At 64.9% G+C, this 16,733-nt stretch carries 14 protein-coding genes; all 14 read left to right on the top strand.

Annotation, left to right across the window (positions count from 1 at the left end; genetic code table 11):
- Positions 1-1,381 (top strand): ATP-dependent DNA helicase (locus tag VJ976_RS01630; protein WP_324098263.1); only part of this gene is annotated, 1,381 nt, incomplete at its 5' end.
- Between the two features lie 174 nt (positions 1,382-1,555).
- A complete protein-coding gene (locus VJ976_RS01625) occupies positions 1,556-1,786 on the top strand; it encodes a helix-turn-helix domain-containing protein (protein WP_324098261.1) in 231 nt (76 codons plus the stop codon).
- A 58-nt stretch (positions 1,787-1,844) separates the two neighbouring features.
- Positions 1,845-2,966, top strand: a complete 1,122-nt coding sequence (locus VJ976_RS01620; RefSeq protein ID WP_324098259.1) for a site-specific integrase — start codon at positions 1,845-1,847, stop codon at positions 2,964-2,966.
- 214 nt (positions 2,967-3,180) lie between these two features.
- Positions 3,181-5,418, top strand: coding sequence for an MMPL family transporter (locus VJ976_RS01615; RefSeq protein WP_324098257.1), 2,238 nt, complete (start codon positions 3,181-3,183; stop codon positions 5,416-5,418).
- Entirely contained in the window at positions 5,418-6,425 is a 1,008-nt protein-coding gene (locus VJ976_RS01610; RefSeq protein WP_324098255.1) for an ATP-binding cassette domain-containing protein, read from the top strand. The genes VJ976_RS01615 and VJ976_RS01610 overlap by 1 nt, the downstream gene beginning before the upstream one ends.
- Complete coding sequence (locus VJ976_RS01605; RefSeq protein ID WP_324098253.1) at positions 6,422-7,267, top strand: ABC transporter permease; 846 nt, start codon at positions 6,422-6,424, stop codon at positions 7,265-7,267. Before VJ976_RS01610 ends, VJ976_RS01605 begins: the two co-directional genes overlap by 4 nt.
- 43 nt (positions 7,268-7,310) lie before the next feature.
- Positions 7,311-7,985, top strand: coding sequence for a class I SAM-dependent methyltransferase (locus VJ976_RS01600; protein WP_324098251.1), 675 nt, complete (start codon positions 7,311-7,313; stop codon positions 7,983-7,985).
- A 16-nt stretch (positions 7,986-8,001) separates the two neighbouring features.
- On the top strand, positions 8,002-11,361 hold the full coding sequence (locus VJ976_RS01595; RefSeq protein WP_324098249.1) for an AfsR/SARP family transcriptional regulator: 3,360 nt from the start codon (positions 8,002-8,004) through the stop codon (positions 11,359-11,361).
- 74 nt (positions 11,362-11,435) lie between these two features.
- Complete coding sequence (locus tag VJ976_RS01590) at positions 11,436-12,518, top strand: NAD(P)-dependent alcohol dehydrogenase (RefSeq protein ID WP_324098247.1); 1,083 nt, start codon at positions 11,436-11,438, stop codon at positions 12,516-12,518.
- Entirely contained in the window at positions 12,515-12,964 is a 450-nt protein-coding gene (locus tag VJ976_RS01585) for a DUF6326 family protein (RefSeq protein ID WP_324098245.1), read from the top strand. Before VJ976_RS01590 ends, VJ976_RS01585 begins: the two co-directional genes overlap by 4 nt.
- A gap of 275 nt (positions 12,965-13,239) precedes the next feature.
- A complete protein-coding gene (locus tag VJ976_RS01580) occupies positions 13,240-13,797 on the top strand; it encodes a hypothetical protein (protein ID WP_324098243.1) in 558 nt (185 codons plus the stop codon).
- The gene (locus tag VJ976_RS01575) at positions 13,797-14,450 is read left to right on the top strand and encodes a nucleotidyl transferase AbiEii/AbiGii toxin family protein (RefSeq protein WP_324098241.1); all 654 of its coding nucleotides are present in this window, start codon (positions 13,797-13,799) and stop codon (positions 14,448-14,450) included. Before VJ976_RS01580 ends, VJ976_RS01575 begins: the two co-directional genes overlap by 1 nt.
- A gap of 155 nt (positions 14,451-14,605) precedes the next feature.
- The gene (locus tag VJ976_RS01570) at positions 14,606-15,808 is read left to right on the top strand and encodes a Fic family protein (protein WP_324098239.1); all 1,203 of its coding nucleotides are present in this window, start codon (positions 14,606-14,608) and stop codon (positions 15,806-15,808) included.
- Between the two features lie 213 nt (positions 15,809-16,021).
- Entirely contained in the window at positions 16,022-16,579 is a 558-nt protein-coding gene (locus tag VJ976_RS01565; protein ID WP_324098237.1) for a dihydrofolate reductase family protein, read from the top strand.
- Positions 16,580-16,733: the final 154 nt, after the last annotated feature.

Below are 16,733 nucleotides of genomic sequence, written 5' to 3'. Positions count from 1 at the left end.
CGGCACACCGCAATGGCCTGACAGCCTCGACCCACAGCAGGGCAGGCCCTCCCCCTCTGACGTTGCCGACCTGTTGACGAGCGAGGCCCCACTGGTCGTGGTCGAGGGCGCAGCCGGGGTAGGCAAGACCACCGTGCTCCGCTCGGTCCGACAACAGTTGGCGCACCACGGGCAGCGACTGGTCGTGGTAACACCGACGATGAAGGCCGCCGACGTGGCCGCTCGTGAGACCGGCGCCGAGGGACACTCCGCGGCGTGGCTGATCCACCAGCACGGGTGGCGCTGGGACGACGACGGACAGTGGACCCGGCAGCCCCACCCCATACCCTGCGACTCGGCCGTCGTTCGATCCGGGGATCTGCTCATGGTCGACGAAGCCGGCATGCTCGACCAGGACACCGCCCGCGCGCTCCTCACCGTCGCCGACGAGACCGGTGCTCGGGTCGCGTTCATGGGAGACCGACATCAGCTCCCGGCCGTCGGCCGCGGTGGCGTACTCGACCACGCTATCGCCTATGCGGATCCAGCAACCGTGGCCACTCTCGAGACCGTGCGCCGGTTCTCCGACCCCGCCTACGGCATCTTGAGCCTGCGAATGCGCCAAGGCTACCGAAGCGGCGAGGTGTTCGAGGCCCTCCTCGACCGCGGTCAGATCGTGGTGCACTCCTCTGACGTCGAGCGGACAGCCGCACTTGCTCGCCGGGGCGCAGCCGGCGACCTCGTCATGGCCGACACCCGCGAGCAGGTGGCCGATCTCAACGCGGTCATCCGAGCACAGCGCACCGACCGTGACCCTCTCGCCGGGGCCCAGCCGACGGTGACTACCCGTCGTGGCGAGACCCTCACGGTCAAGGATCGGGTCGCGACGCGCCGCAACGCCCCCGACCTCCGCATCGCGAACCGACAAGCCTGGACCGTCACCAGCGTGGGCAGCGACGGCTCGATGCTCCTGCACGACCGTGGACGAGACCAGGCCGTCCCGGCACGGTACGCGCGCGATCATGTCGAGCTCGCCTACGCCACGACCGTTCACGGAGCCCAGGGCGAGTCGGTCGCTCGAGCCCACGTCGCGCTGACCGAGTCCACGAGCGCCGCAGCGGCGTACGTCTCTATGACCCGCGGCAGGGCCAGCAACACAGCGCACCTGGTCGCCGACACCCGCGAGGATGCGAAGCAACAGTGGATCGACACATTCGCACGCGACCATGCCGACCTCGGCCCCGCCCACGCCCGAGACGCCGCGATCGAGGCCATCGAGTGGTACGGCCCCGCCCGCCGGACCGGGTCGCCCCCACCGGCGAGGCCGCGGCGTCCAGAGCGCGAACGCCAGCACATCCCGTCGCCTCAGCCGGAACACCAGGGCTACTCGATCGGGCCTTGACACGACCTTCCTGAACTTTCCTGGGGACGCACCCTGACCTGCGTCGATGCAACGCCCCTCCCCCGTGCCCCCACCCGAAAACCGCAGGGGGAGGGACGCATTCGGGAGCGACGCCCTCCCACGATGACCGACGTGGGCCACAGCTCACTGACACCGACCGACAGGAGCGCCACCATGACCGCACCACGCCACCCCACCCTTCGTCCTCAGAACGCCGGGGACGAGATGCTCACCCTCCAAGAGGCCTGCGCCTTCCTCCGCGTCCCCGAAGGCACCCTGCGCTACTGGCGCCACCTCGGGTCCGGGCCACGCAGCTTCAAGCTCGGACGCCACGTGCGGTACTGGCGCGCCGACCTCATCCTCTGGCTCAGCGAGCAGACCAACCGTCCACAGGGCCACCACTGAGGCTGCCCGCCGTCGGATCTCGGAGAGACGATGGGACGGTCCCGGGAGGAGCACCACCATGTCGGGAAACATCGCCAGGCGAGCCAACAACAAGTGGCGGGCGCGGTATCGCGACGAGTCCGGCAAGGAGCACTCGCGACACTTCGATCGCAAGATCGACGCTCAGCAGTGGCTCGACCAGGTCACCTCTGCCGTCGTCACCGGCACCTACGCCGACCCACAGGCCGGCCGGATCACGTTCGCGGCGTTCTTCGGCGAGTGGTCGGCCCGCCAGGTGTGGGCTCCCGGCACCGTCCTCGCGATGTCGTTGGCGGCCAGATCCGTGCCCTTCGCTGGGAAGGCGATGATGCAGGTCCGTCGCTCGGACGTCGAGAGCTGGGTTAAGCAGATGGACGCTGCCGGCCTCGCACCCGGCACTATCAAGACTCGCTACGTCAACGTCCGGTCGGTCTTCCGGGCCGCCGTGAAAGACCGTGTGATCGGCTCCGACCCGACCGACGGAGTACGCCTCCCGCGCCGTCGCCGCGCGGACATCGCTATGTCGATCGCTGCTCCCGAGGAGGTCGGGCAACTCATGGCCGTGGCCGACGAACGGTTCCAGCCGTTCATCGCCCTCTGCGCCTTCGCGGGCCTCCGGCTGGGTGAGGCCGCTGGCGTCCAGCTCGGTGACGTCAACTTCCTCCGCAGATCGCTCAAGGTCTCCCGCCAGGTCCAGCGTGTCAACGGTGGTGCGATCGACGTGCGGGCACCGAAGTATGGATCAGAGCGCGTCGTCTACCTCGCAGACAGTCTCGTCGCCGTCCTCTCCGAGCACGTCACCGCCCTCGGCGCCACCGGCAAGGATCGGTGGCTCTTCGCCGGGGAGGGCGGAAACCCGCCCCACCAGAACACGGTCGGCTTCTGGTGGCGCAAGACGCTGCGCGACGCGGGCCTGAACGGCATCAAGCTCCACGACCTGCGGCACTTCTACGCCTCCGGCCTCATCGCTGCCGGCTGCGACGTGGTGACCGTCCAACGCTCGCTCGGCCACGCAAAGGCGACCACCACCCTCAACACCTACGCCCACCTCTGGCCGACCGCCGAGGACCGCACGAGAAAGGCAGCGGAGTCGATCATCACCGCGTCGATCGGCCCGCCTGCTGCGCGCCCCGCCGAGAACGAGGCAAGCACTGGCGAATGAGCCGTCCCCCGGGATCGAAGAAGGACCTTCCCGTGCGTAAGCCGGTCGCGCGTCACAGCGCCCAGAAGGACGCACGTTCCAGACCCGGGGAGAGGGGGAAATCGGCCGTCACCACCAGCGCGCCACCCAGCGAGCACCAGGAGCCAACTCCCGCGGGTCATGGTCGACATGTTCGGTCCACTCGGATCGCGACCAGAACGCTGAGGAGCACCCAATGTCACATCGCTTGTACCGACTGGGCAGGTATGCCGCCCGCCGCCCGTGGACCGTGATCGGGACCTGGCTGGTGATGGCCCTGCTCGTGATCGGTGCATCTACGATGTTTGGAAGTGAGCTTGAGGATTCCCTCGAAGTGCCGGGGCTTGACTCCGCGCAGGCCGCCGATCTGCTCGAAGCCGCTGAGTCGGACACGGCGGGGCTGAGCGCGCTGGTAGTCATGACCCCGTCTGAAGAAGGCGTGACCTTCTTCAACTCCGCCGAAGCGCGGGCCGAGGTGTCCAAAATCCAGACCGGGATCGCAGAGTTGTCCAACGTAACCGGCACCAGCGACCCAGCCGGTGACTTGGCCCAAGGTGCCGACGTGGCTACGACCAGCGGATCGGTGTCGCCAGACGGTCGGGTCGCCCTCGTCCAGGTCCAATATCCGGTCGTGGACGAGGTGTCCGTGAAGGACCTTGAAAATCTCAGGACTCTCGGAGTCGAGGCTCAACAAGGTTCCCCCTTGCAGATCGAGATGGGCGGCGAACTGTTCTTTACGTTCCAGGAGGCGGAGACCGGCACCGGCGAGATGGTCGGTCTCGTCGCGGCAGTCATTATCTTGCTCCTGGCGTTCGGCTCGATTATCGCCATGGGTCTGCCCATCGCGATGGCGATCTTCGGCCTCGCCGTCGGCATCAGTTCGATGGCGCTGATCAACTATCTGGTCGACATTCCCAGTTGGGCACCGCAGATCGCCACCATGATTGGCCTCGGTGTCGGGATCGACTACGCCCTGTTCCTGCTCACCCGGCACCGGGAGTTTCTGTCCAATGGGATGACCGTCGAGGAATCGGCCGGTCGGGCGGTCGCCACCGCTGGTCAAGCCGTGCTCTTCGCCGGTGGCACCGTGGTCATCGCGATTCTCGGTCTCGCAGTCGCCGGCGTCCCGGCGTTGACCGCGGCAGGCATCGCCACGTCGGTCATCGTGGCGATCATGGTGACCGCGTCGGTCACGTTGCTTCCCGCCTTGCTGGGGCTTGCCGGGCACCGGATCAATCGAGCCGCATTCGGGCGGGCCCGGACCGCTGATGGCCCCAAGGTCAGCATGCGATGGATGCGTTGGGGTAAGCACGTGTCGAGCCACGCGTGGTTGTATGTCGTCGCCGTTTCTGTGCTGCTGCTCGCCGTAGCCGCGCCGGCGCTGGCCCTGCGGATGGGCTCCCCGGATGCCGGCACGCTGCCAGAGACCCGTACGGAACGACAGGCCTACGATCTCGTGGCCGAAGGATTTGGCCCCGGCATCAATGGCCCGTTGGTCATCGCCGTTGACATCTCGCAGGACCCAAGCGTCACCCAACCGCTGTTTGACGCCATCGCCTCAGACGCGGGAATCGCCGACGTAGCCGCCCCGCAAGTCAACACCGGCGCCGGAGTAGCCACCCTGCTCGCCTACCCGACCACCGCTCCCCAGGACGGCGCCACGCTCGACACGATCAAGCGTTTACGAGCTGATGTCTTTCCGGCCGTCCTGGATCAGAGCCCGGCGCAGGCGCATATCGGTGGCTCGACGGCGGCGTTTGCCGACATCGGCGACCAATTGAAGAATCGGCTCCCGCTCTTCATCGCCGCAGTGATCTTGCTGTCGCTCATTCTCCTGACCATCGTGTTCCGATCCATCTTGGTGCCGATGAAGGCTGCTGTGCTGAACCTGCTGAGCATCGGCGCCACGTATGGCGTGTTGGTCATGGTGTTCCAGTGGGGCTGGGGCATCGGCCTCATCGGTCTGGAGTCGACCCTGCCGATCGAGCCTTTCCTGCCCATGTTCATGTTCGCGGTCCTGTTCGGCCTTTCCATGGACTACGAGGTGTTCCTCCTGTCACGGGTGCGCGAGGAGTACCTGCTCACTCACGACAACAACGGTTCGGTGATATACGGCATCGCAAGCACCGCCCGGGTCATCACGTCAGCTGCCCTGATCATGATCGCGGTCTTCCTCGGGTTCGCTTTCGGCGAGAACCCTGTCATCAAGGTGATGGGGCTCGGGTTGGCCACGGCCATCTTTATTGATGCCACCCTCATCAGGCTGATCGTGGTGCCAGCGACGATGACATTGCTAGGTCACGCCAACTGGTGGATCCCGGGCTGGCTCGATCGCCTGTTGCCGACCATCGACATCGAGGGTGAGGCGGGTCTTCCGCAACCCGAAATGGCAGGCGAAGACCTCCCGGCTCCCCGCGAAACGGTGACTGTCTAATGCGCAAGCCATCAGAACACCAGAGCCCAACCGGAGCAATAGTTGCTACCAGACTCGGACGCGACTTCGGTGGTACACCTGCGGTCCGTTCTCTTGACCTGCACGTCCAGCGCGGAGAGATCTACGGCTTCCTGGGGCCGAACGGAGCAGGCAAAAGCACCACCGTTCGGATGTTGTGCACGTTACTTGCACCAACGAGCGGCCAGGCCACCGTCGCCGGATGCGACCTCGACACCGATCCCGGACAGGTCCGCCTTCGCATCGGCGTGGCTCTGCAAGGTTCCTCACTCGATGAATCCCAAACGGGCCGCGAGCTGCTTCGCCTGCAGGGTCGCCTCTACGGACTAGACCGGGTCACGATCGACCGCCGCGTAGCCGAGGTCGTCGATCTGGTCGGTATCGGCGAGTCGATCGACGATCTGATCAAGACCTACTCCGGGGGTATGAAGCGACGCCTGGACCTGGCCGGTTCCCTGGTTCACCAACCCGACGTCCTGTTCTTGGACGAGCCGACGACCGGGCTCGACCCGGCCAGCCGCGCGCGCATGTGGGCCGAAGTGCGACGACTCAACGACGCTGGGACAACCATCTTCCTCACCACCCAATACCTCGAGGAGGCGGACGCCCTCGCCGACCGAGTCGGCATCATCGTCGACGGGTCGCTCGTCGTCGAGGGAACACCAGCAGAACTCAAGCGGCAGATCGGCCGCGACATCGTCATCGCAACTGTCTCGGAGCCTCAAGTTGCGACCGCCGTCGAAGCACTCACCTCCGTGCCTGCCGCAGAAGACGTGACCGCCCACGGTGACACCGTCACGATGTCCGTCGCCGACGGTGCGGCAACCCTGCTGGCCATCGCGACCACCCTGGATCGTGCGGGGGTCAGCGTCCGTTCGTTGGCGACCCGCACGCCGACGCTCGACGACGTCTTCCTGCATCACACAGGTGGACGCTTCGAAGCAGACGCGCCCACCGATGCCACGCCCGAACAAGGAGTCTCAGCATGACCACCGCTATGACCAACCCGATGACCACTCGACCGAGTCCAGACGACAGCGGGCGCGTCAGGACGCTTGCCCAACCGGCCGGCTTCGGCCAAGACGTCACATCGGTCGCCGCCCGCGCCCTCCGTCAGATTCTGCGTGACCCGGAAGCAGTGATTCCATCACTCTTCGTCGGAGTTTTCTTCTATGCCGTCCAGGTCGGTGTGCTGCAAGACCTTGTGATGGCAAGTAGTCCTGCCGGCCTCGACTTCAAGGCGTTCCTCTTGCCGATGGGCATAGTGTTCGCCATCACGGGGGTCTCGCGTGCCGCTGCGCTCGTCACCGATATACAGAGCGGGTACTTTGATCGGTTGCTGGTCACACCTATCCGCCGGACTGCCCTGTTGCTCGGGCTCATGATCGCCGACCTCGTGTTGGTCCTTGTCCTGGCGAGTTTGGTATCGGTAGCGGGCCTGCTCTTCGGCGTGAGGTTCGTCACCGGCCCGTTGGGATTCATCTCCTTCCTTGCCTTGTGCGCACTCTGGGGGCTCGCCTTCGCTGGCTTCCCGTACGCGGTCGCCCTGCGCACGGGCAACCCAGCGGCAGTCAACGCCAGTTTTCTGCTCTTCATGCCGTTCGCGTTCCTGAGCACCGCGTTTGTGCCACGAGATGCCATGACCGGGTGGATGGCCGAGATCGTGCAATACAACCCGGTGACCTATCTCCTCGAGGCACTCCGCGCATTGCTGATGGTCGGTTGGGATGGCCCCGTGCTCGCGCAGGGCATCGGTGCGGTCGGCGCCGTCTTCGTCGTGACCTTGACGTTGTCAGCCCTCGCGCTGCGCGGCCGTGTCTCACGTGCCTGAGCCGCACATCACCGACCAGCTCTCCCGGAAGGAGACAACACCCATGAGTGCACCCACGAGCGTCGCAGACCTGGGCGTCGCCGAGCTCTACGACTCGGACTTTGTCCGTCACTTCGACGCGCGAGCCACCCTGTGGGAGCACCTCGTCTGCCGCGAAGCAAACGCCGCCTTTCATCATCGGCTCCAGCTGCTCGGCGACCGACCGCTGCGCGTGCTTGACCTCGGGTGCGGCACCGGCCGCAACGTGCGACGTTTTGCTCACGCTGGCCTTGCGATCGACAGCTATGTGGGGGTGGACTCCTCGGCAAGGATGATCGGCGCCGCTCGCGCCGCTCACCCGTATAGCCGAGCGGAGTTCCGACACTGCGATGCCGACACCGCACTGGTGGCCGATGAACGCTACGACCTGATCACGGCAACGTGGCTGCTGTCTCACCACAGGGACCCAGCCGACCTCATCCGCACAGCGACCGAGCGGCTTCACGCCGGTGGCCGGTTCATGGCCTTGGCCATTACGGATAGCAACCGGCCCCTCGCACGCCTGCACGGCTGGCGCTTCAGGCATTTCCTTCACTCACATCCCGTATCACCGGAAAGTCTTCGCAACCACGCCTTGAGCTTTGAGCATGTGAGCGCCAACGGACTTATCTCCATGATCGAATACCATCCGCAGACGCCGACCCCGCCCCAGGGGATCCGTGACACGATGCGAATCTGAAGAAGGGCCAAGGTTCGTGCGGATCCAACTGTTCGGCGGCGTGACGATCCTCGCTGAGGACGGAACACCGATCGACCCCGGTCCAGCGAAGTGCCAAGAGTTGCTTGCAGCACTCGTTCTCAGCCCGGACGGGGCCGTCCCGGTGTCGACCCTGATCGATCTTCTCTGGGGTGATGACCCACCGCGCACCGCAGCGAAAACGCTGCAGGGGTATGTTGCTCGGCTGCGACGCGCCGTTAGCCACGAGGCGCTCATCCGCTCCGGTGCGGCATACCGTCTCGTTGTACCGGAGGAGAGCATCGACGTCGCTCGATTTCGTTCTCGACTATCCGCCGGCGACGTGGCTGGGGCCTTGGCCCAGTGGGATGGACTGCCACTCGCGGGCCTCGACGCCCCCGGCCTGCAGCCGATGGTTGATGGCTTAGTCGAGCAGTGGCTTGGTGCTGTCGAGTCCGACCTGGAGGACGTGGTCGACGCCGATCCACAGTCGGTGATCGGCCGACTGACGGAACTTACCTCGAGCCATCCGTTTCGCGAGGGTCTCTGGGCGCTGTTGATCACCGCCTTGTATCGCGTCGGGCGTCAGGGCGATGCGCTGGAAGCGTATCGGCGAGCCCGTCAGCACCTCATCGAGGACCTCGGTGTCGAACCCAGCGCTCGCTTGAAGGAACTCGAGACCGCTGTGCTATCCCAGGACCCGGTATTGGCTGCCACGGGACCGCGACGTTCTGACGTTGAGTTTCCGACGGGGATGATGGCTTTCGCATGTTCTGAGATCGACACATCTCATCGCCGCTGGCGCGACGATCGTTCTGGGTGGGCCGCAGCGGCAGAAGTGCATGCCGGGCTCGTCCGCACTGTGGCGGCCGAGCACGACGGACAGGTCTGGGCCACCGGCGCAGAATCGATGTCGGTCGTCTTCGCCAAGGCGAGCGATGCACTCAACTGGGCCAAGCAGGTCCAACTGGTCGCCGCTGATGCCGTCACCGCGGCAGGTGAGCAACTCGTCAGGATCGGCCTGCACGTCGGCGAGGCAGACGGGCGCAATGGCAACTACGTCGGACCAACTGTCGATCTCGCCGCTCGACTCGCCGGCGCCGGCCACGGTGGCCAAACGCTTCTTTCGATGAGTGCTGCGGCGCTTTTTGAGAACGAGACGCTGTTAGACCTTGGAGCGGTCCGTTTTACGGACTCATGGAACGAGCACCGCGTGCACCAATTCGGTGACGCCGACTTTCCCTCGCTGCGCGTCCGGGCCGGATGGGTGGGTCCGCGGCGGCCCCGTGGACGGCTGATCGGCCGTGCCGACGCCATGGATGTCGCGATGGCCGCGGTCGATCTCTCCCCTGTGGTGACCCTGGTAGGCCCCGGTGGGATCGGAAAGACGCGTCTGGCGCTCGAGCTCGCACATCGGCGCGAGGCCGCGCCCGTGTGGTTCGTCGAACTCGCGGGCGTGTCATCATCAACCGACGTTGAGCGAGCCGTTGCTGACGTGCTCCAGGTCAAGGAGGCCCCGGGGCGTCCCCTTGCAAGCGCGGTCGTGCGTGCGCTGGATCATCCTGGTGGCCTGCTCGTGTTCGACAATTGTGAGCACGTCATCGACGGTGCGACAACACTCGTTGATGAGATCGCCTCGGCGGGGCTGGACGTGACCGTGCTGTGCACTTCGCGCGAAGGTCTCGGTGTTCGAGGCGAACAACTTGTGGTTGTTGGTCCCCTCGACGTCACCACGTCAGCGGTCCAACTTTTCACTGAGCGTGCCCTCGCAGCAGACCGCTCGTTCGACATCGCTGACGACCCTGAATCGGTCGCTGAGATCTGTCGGCGCCTGGACGGCGTCCCGCTCGCGATCGAGCTGGCAGCCGCGCGTATTCGTAGTCATGCGCCCGCAGACATCGTCGCCCGGCTCGACAGCAGTTTCCGGTTGCTCACTGCTGGGCGACGGGGAAGTGTCGAGCGGCACCGCACCCTGCAGGCCGCAGTTCGGTGGTCCTACGATTTGCTGGACGACGCGGAGCGTTTGCTGTTCCGCCGGCTGTCGGTCTTCGCTGGCCCTTTCGACATGCACGCAGCGGAGTCCGTTGTTGCTGACGAGACTCTGTGCGTTGACGATGTCACCGCCCTGGTCGGTGATCTTGTCGACCGGTCCATGGTGAGCGTCGCCTCAACGGGTTCCGGACGTCGGTACCGATTGCTGGAAACCATCCGTCAGTTCGGCGCTGAGGCCCTCGCAGAGAGCGGAGAAGCCGATCAGATCGCGCGTCGTCACTGCGCGTTCATCAGGAGTGAGGTTGACCGGATCTCGGTGCTTCTCGATGGCCCCGATGAGGTACGCGGTCTGTATGAACTCAGTGAGTTGTGGCCAAACCTGCGAGCGGCGGTGGATGGGGCACTCGCCCGCGGAGACGTTGCAGTGACCGCACACGTGATTGCTCGCATCTCGACCCAGGTGTTCTTGCGGCGCGGAGTCGGTGAGATCTCCGACTGGGCAGAACGTCTCCTCGACATCGTCGAGGAGACCGATGATGAAACGAACGCTTTGTGTCTGCTCTGGATCGCGCTGCATCACACCATGACCCAAGATGTCGCTCGCTTCGATGCAATTGCTCAGTCGCGCCCTTCGCCGAGGGGCGTCCTCGGTCGCTTCGGCATCGCAGTCATTCAGGGCGATCGACAGCGAATTCTCGATCTAGGCCCAGAGGCCATCGCAACGGCTCGCTCGCGCAACGAAGCGTCGCTGGCCATGCTGTTCGAGATCTTCGTCGGCGGAAACATGCTGCAGGTCGACAACCTTGCCGCCGCCGCGACGTTCCTGGACGATCTCATCGAGCGCTTTCGGCACCAGTCGGCGCCGCCAACGTACATGACCTGGGCTCTGTATTTGGCTGGTGCGACCGCCTCGATGCGGGGCGATAACGAACGCGCGCAGACGTTGTACCTTGCAGCCGCGTCACTCGACATACCGCCGCGCACGAACAGTCCGATAGAAGCGCTCGCCGCTCGGCAAGCCTTCCATGAGGGCCACCCCGATCAAGCATTCTCGATCTTGCGCTCATACGTCCAGGAGTTGCTCGACGCCAGAAACCACAGTGGCGTCGTTCTTGCGGGTCTGGAATTCGTCACGATGACGAGCTCACTTGATCGGCTGGAGTCCGCCGCAATCGTCGTCGGGCACCTGCGATCGCAAGGATTCCTGGCCGACCCCGACACTGGCCTTGCGGCATTGATCGCCGACGTCGCAGTGCGCGTTGACAACAACCCGACAACCCGGGCTATCGCCGAGCAGGCCCAATCCCGTGACCTCGACCAGCGCGACACCCTGCGCGTGATGCGGGAGACTCTCGATGTCCTGATTGCCGAGCTCCGTCGATCTTGAGCTCGTTTCTCGGTTCCACCACCCCTCCACCGACCTGCCACTCATCGGCAACCACCCAAGCGCACGGTTGTCTCATGGATAAGAAACCCAACACCTCACCCTCCCCCGACACTTCGAGCAAGGCCCAGCATCCGTCACACAGCATGACCGCCGTCGTGCAGCATGCCTATGGGCTCGATGCGATCGAGATCGCCCAGCGCCCAGTGCCATCGGCTGGGCCAGGACAACTTCGGATCAAGGTCGCTGCGAGCACCGTCAACCCGATGGATCGGCACCTTGCCACCGGGTCGCCGGGTTTCGTGCGACTGGTCGAGGGCTTGCATCGCCCCAAGCACGAGATCCCCGGCCGTGAAGCCTGCGGAGTGGTTGACCAGGTGGGCTCTGGCGTCGAGGGCTTCGAGGTCGGCCAGTCAGTGTTCGGCTGGTTGACCGGTGCGTATGCCGAATACGCTGTCGCCGAGGCTGATCACATGTGGCTCTCTCCAACAGAAATGACCGCGTTCGAATGCGCGGCACTACCGGTTGCCGGCGCGACTGCGTTGCAAGCAGTCGAACTCGGGAACGTCACAGGCAAGCGAGTCGTCGTGAACGGCGCCTCCGGAGGGGTCGGCCACTACGCCGTTCAGATCGCCAAAGCCCGCGGCGCGCACTGGGTCGCCGGTGTGTCTTCCTCCAGCAACACGGACTTCGTACGTGGCCTGGGTGCGGATCAGGTCATCGAGTACGGCTCCGAGGACTTCACGTCCCAGCGATGGGACGTGATCATCGACTGCATTGGGAACCGCAGCGACGCTGAGATCCGTCGCGCGCTCGTCCGCGACGGCCGATGGATCGTGGTCGGCGACCAGAAAATGGACGGATTCCTCGGTCCGTTGCCTCGCCTGCTCGTGAGGCTGCTGCGCTGGCGATTCGGGTCGCAGTCGTGCCATTGGTTCGTGCAGGGTGAGGACGCGCGGTACCTCAAGGAGATTGCCGCCCTGGTTGACGAGGGCAAGGTCGGCTCGCACCTGAGCGAGACCGTCACCCTGGGTGATGTGCGGGTGGGGTACGACCGCATCAAGAGTGGTCGCGCTGTCGGCAAAGTGTCCGTCGACGTCACAGCCGCACGTGGCGTGCCGTCCAGCAAGGCGAACAGCGACGTGGGTACCCGATCGTGAGCACGACAACACCAAGCAGAGATCTTGTCCTGGGTCCGAACGAGCGTATCGACCGTCTGGAGAAGCGAGCGCTTCTCTCTGCTCTGTGGATTTTTGTCCTTCTGAACTTCATCTTCCGCGACCTGCACGAAATCATGAAGGCGGAAGTCCTCGCGGACGCGCTGAACGGGATCTACAACGGCCAAGAGGTCACCGAAGCAATGTTCCTCCTCGGAGGCATCATGATCGAAGTGCCGATCGCCATGGTGCTGATGGCGTGGGTGCTTCCGCTCCGAGCCAACCGATGGGTCAACGTCATCGTGGCGCCGCTGTTCGCGCTGACCTTAATTGGGCTGCCCGGCGACCTCGACGACTACTTCCACGTCGCCGTGATGCTGATCGCACTTGCGGTCGTCGTTTGGAAGGCGTGGACCTGGGAACGATCTGCTTCATCGGTCAGCCGATGACTACCGCACGTCGTGCTGAGCGGGTGCGCGCTGCCTCGATCCCCAACCGCTTCGGTGTTGACTGCGATTGCTGCGTTGCATGTCGGCTGGGGCAACGGCTCGTCGCTTCCGCATCACACGTGCAACATGGAAGGCAACTTCTGCCCGCTGGAGTCACCTAGGGTCTGAGGGCGCTTCGGCTGGCGGGGTGAGACTCAAGAGATGGTGGTGGCGGAGGAAAACGTATACAGGTATAGTTATCGGTATACGGTTTGTTCCAATGAGAGGGGGACAAGATGCCCAACGCGAAACTCTTTCGTGCTGGTGAGCGCGCCACGTCCCGCAGCACGTTCTACCGGCGCGCAAACGCCGGCGCCTACGAGAAAATTGCGCGCGGCCTCTACCTCCCCTCCAACGCTGACGCGGCCGACTGGGACTGGCTGGAGGCGGCCGCCAAGCATCCCAAGGCGACCCTCTGCTTGACCTCGGCACTGGCCTACTACGACCTGACCGACGAGATTCCTCAAGCACTTGACGTTGCCATTCCAAGGGGCAGCCGCACTCCGGCGACTGAGAGGCCGATTGCCTGGCACCTCTTCGCTGTTGACTCCTTCACCATAGGTCGGACCACCATCTCCATCCCCGGTGCGAGCATGCGCATTGGTATCTATAGCCAGGAACGATCCATCGCTGACGCGTTTCGGCTACGCGGTTCGTTGGGGTATGAGTTGGGGCGAGACGCGCTGCGGACGTGGCTTGGCCGAGGCGGGAAGCCTGCCGACCTGTTGAAGATCGCGTCAAAGCTGCCGCGGACTCGGGGGCCGCTGCTGCGGACGCTGGAGGCGCTGACCTGATGGCGGTGAGCGGCACTCATGTCTTCGAGCAGCTTCAGCGCCAAGCGCTAACGTCAAGGCAGGCTCATGCCCCGGTCACAACCGGCGAATTGGTGATACGCCATGGTTTGGAGTCGTTCCTGGACCGGCTTCAGCGGACTCCGCACGGGAAGGACTTCGCGCTGAAGGGCGGCATCCTGCTAGCCGGGTACGGATTTCGCCGGCCAACCAAGGACGTGGACTCCGAAGCCCTCTCGGCGTGCGTGACTGCAGCGCACATCGCACAAGTCGTGAGGGATGTTGCGGCTGTCGAGACCGACGACGGGCTCGAGATCGACTGTGACAGCCTCAATGTCCAAACCATCCGAGTGGCGGCTGACTACCCTGGCCTTCGGATGCGGGTGCACGGCACGGTTGGGACAGCGCGGCTCGTCGTGGCGTGGGACATCTCTACCGGGGACCCGGTTGTCCCCCTGCCGAAGATGGTGTCCATCCCCCGAGTCCTGGGTGAGCCGATCGAGATACTTGGGTATGCCCCGGAGACTTCGGTTGCGGAGAAGGGCATCACCATTTTGGAGCGTGGCATCACGAGCACGCGCTGGCGCGACTATGTCGACATTGTGCAGCTAGCGGAGCCGCTGTCGGGAGCGGCTGCAGCCGGCGCCGAGCGCTAAGTCGGAATACCTTGGTGGATATTCCGGATTGAAACTTGTAACTCGGAATATCTACTACGATGTTCCGAGTTGTCGCGACCGCAGCGTTGGTGCTGCGAGTTGCCAAGACCGCCAGCAGCACAACCAGCAGCAGCAAGGTCAGAGAGGCGAGACGGGTGTCCAGTATTGAAGTGCCGGCACACGAGCACCTCGTCGAGCCCTGGCAGCAGTCCATCAGGGGCGGCACCCGCGAGGATCGGATCCTGACGGAGGTGACGGTCTGGCTGCCGCCGCGCATCGCTGAGCTTGACGTTGCGGTTCCCTCGAGCATCGGCGCTGAGATGGATGTAGCGCTACGCGAGATCGCAGCCCTCGACGAGACCCACGGCGATCACCTCGCCTCGCTAGCCACACTGCTGCTGCGAGCAGAGTCGGTGGCCTCGTCGAAGATCGAGCACGTCGAGGCCTCCCTCGACGACTATGCACGAGCACTGCACGGGATCAGGTCCAACATGTCGGCTGTGTCGATGGTCGCCTCGACCGCGGCGCTGAGCGACCTCATCAGTTCCGTGCAGAACGGGCAGCCGATCGAGCTGGACAAGATCTATCGGGCCCACAACACCTTGATGGCCGACGACCCCCAGGAACGCGCCCACGCGGGGCGCCCGCGCGAGATGCAGAACTGGATCGAGGGCTCGGACCATTCGCCACGCAACGCCACCTACGTGCCTCCTCCCCCGCGCACCGTCGACGGCTACATGGACGACCTGCTGGTCTTCGCCAACAGGACCGACGTCGGCGTGCTCATCCAGTCGGCGATCGCGCACGCCCAGTTCGAGTCGATCCACCCCTTCACCGACGGCAACGGACGCATCGGCCGCGCGCTGATCAACACCATCCTGCGCAAGCGAGGCACTACACGGCGCGTCGTGGTGCCTCTCGCCTCGGCGATCGTGGCGCGCCGCGAGTCCTACTTCGCGGCCCTCAACGCCTACCGCGCCGGCGACGCCACGGCGATCATCGAGTCGTTCTCCAAGGCTTCGCGGATCGCCGCGCAGGAGTCGCGAATTACTGGTGGCCGGCTGGCCCAGATGCCCGACGAATGCCGTTTGGTCGCCGGGAAGCCGCGCAAGGGCAGCGCGGCAGCCAAGTTGCTCGACAGCCTCCTCGAGTACCCGGTGTTCTCCGCCGACGAGGCCGAGAATCGAGTGGGCGGGGCGACCTCGAGCGTCTACGCAGCCATTGGCCGACTCCACGAGGCCGGCGTGATCCGGCCCCTCACCAAGCGCACCCGAAACCAAGTCTGGGTCGCCTCCTCGCTGGCCGACGAGCTCGACGACCTGAGCGTGCGCATAGAGACACGCGCAAAGAAGGAGTGAGACCAGCGGGTCTGCTCAGACCGGACCTTCTCGGTCGACAGCGGGTAGGTAGAAGCACTGCTGCGCGTCCCGATCAGTGGCGCCGAGGGTGGCCGCTCATGCCGCGATCCGCTCGGGTCCAAAGGTGCGTCTATCCGCCGCGAAGTGGCCACGTTCTAGCGCCGCCTGCCGGACGCACGTGTCTGTCGGAAGCGGGCGGCCTAGGATCTTCGGATGGGTCTCTTGACGTTCAGCATCAACCTCACCCTGGACGGTTGCGTCGACCACCAGGAGGGCATCGCCGACGATGAGACGCACGCGCACTTCACCCGACTCATGGACCAGAGCGGCGCCATGCTCTGGGGACGCATCACCTACGAGATGATGGAGAGCCATTGGCCAGCGGTCGCCCGCGGCGACGTCGATGCGCCGCCGGCGATGCGCGAGTGGGCGCTCAAGCTGGAAGCCAAGCCAAAGTACGTCGTGTCAGCGACGCGAATCGACTTCCCGTGGACCAACAGCCACCACGTCGTCGGCGACCTGCGCACGGCGGTACAGGAACTCAAGGATCGCACTCCCAACGGGGTGCTTCTGGGCAGCGGGAAACTTGCGGCAGAACTAGACCGACTGGATCTGATCGATGAGTACAGGTTCCTCATCCATCCCATGATCTCCGGCCATGGCCCGACCCTGTATCACGGCAGACTGGCCAGCACCCGACGCCTGGATCTGATCTCAGCGGAGCCGCTGCGCAACGGCGCGGTCGCCATGCACTATCAACGAGTTGCTTGAGGCCCGGCGCGCCGTAGGGAGGGGCACATCTCAGTCATCGAGCGGACTGCCGGGCACCCGGAGTGGAAAGCCGGGAGGAGCATCGCGGCTCTTTGCAACAGCCGGGGACGCACGCACACGCCGCGATTCGCGCTCTCGCAAACATGCCCCTTTC

Origin of the sequence: Ornithinimicrobium sp., assembly GCF_035267225.1 — a bacterium.
In the GTDB taxonomy this organism is placed as follows: Bacteria; Actinomycetota; Actinomycetes; order Actinomycetales; family Dermatophilaceae; genus Ornithinicoccus.
Note: the sequence above shows the minus strand (reverse complement) of the source record. Positions and strands in the feature narration are given on the sequence as shown.

What these genes read in the sequence shown, in the direction of transcription:
- VJ976_RS01565 (WP_324098237.1), top strand. Translation starts at nt 16,022, where the DNA reads ATGGGTCTCTTGACGTTCAGCATCAACCTCACCCTGGACGGTTGCGTC.
- VJ976_RS01615 (WP_324098257.1), top strand. Translation starts at nt 3,181, where the DNA reads ATGTCACATCGCTTGTACCGACTGGGCAGGTATGCCGCCCGCCGCCCG.
- VJ976_RS01625 (WP_324098261.1), top strand. Translation starts at nt 1,556, where the DNA reads ATGACCGCACCACGCCACCCCACCCTTCGTCCTCAGAACGCCGGGGAC.
- VJ976_RS01590 (WP_324098247.1), top strand. Translation starts at nt 11,436, where the DNA reads ATGGATAAGAAACCCAACACCTCACCCTCCCCCGACACTTCGAGCAAG.
- VJ976_RS01580 (WP_324098243.1), top strand. Translation starts at nt 13,240, where the DNA reads ATGCCCAACGCGAAACTCTTTCGTGCTGGTGAGCGCGCCACGTCCCGC.
- VJ976_RS01610 (WP_324098255.1), top strand. Translation starts at nt 5,418, where the DNA reads ATGCGCAAGCCATCAGAACACCAGAGCCCAACCGGAGCAATAGTTGCT.
- VJ976_RS01605 (WP_324098253.1), top strand. Translation starts at nt 6,422, where the DNA reads ATGACCACCGCTATGACCAACCCGATGACCACTCGACCGAGTCCAGAC.
- VJ976_RS01600 (WP_324098251.1), top strand. Translation starts at nt 7,311, where the DNA reads ATGAGTGCACCCACGAGCGTCGCAGACCTGGGCGTCGCCGAGCTCTAC.
- VJ976_RS01575 (WP_324098241.1), top strand. Translation starts at nt 13,797, where the DNA reads ATGGCGGTGAGCGGCACTCATGTCTTCGAGCAGCTTCAGCGCCAAGCG.
- VJ976_RS01620 (WP_324098259.1), top strand. Translation starts at nt 1,845, where the DNA reads ATGTCGGGAAACATCGCCAGGCGAGCCAACAACAAGTGGCGGGCGCGG.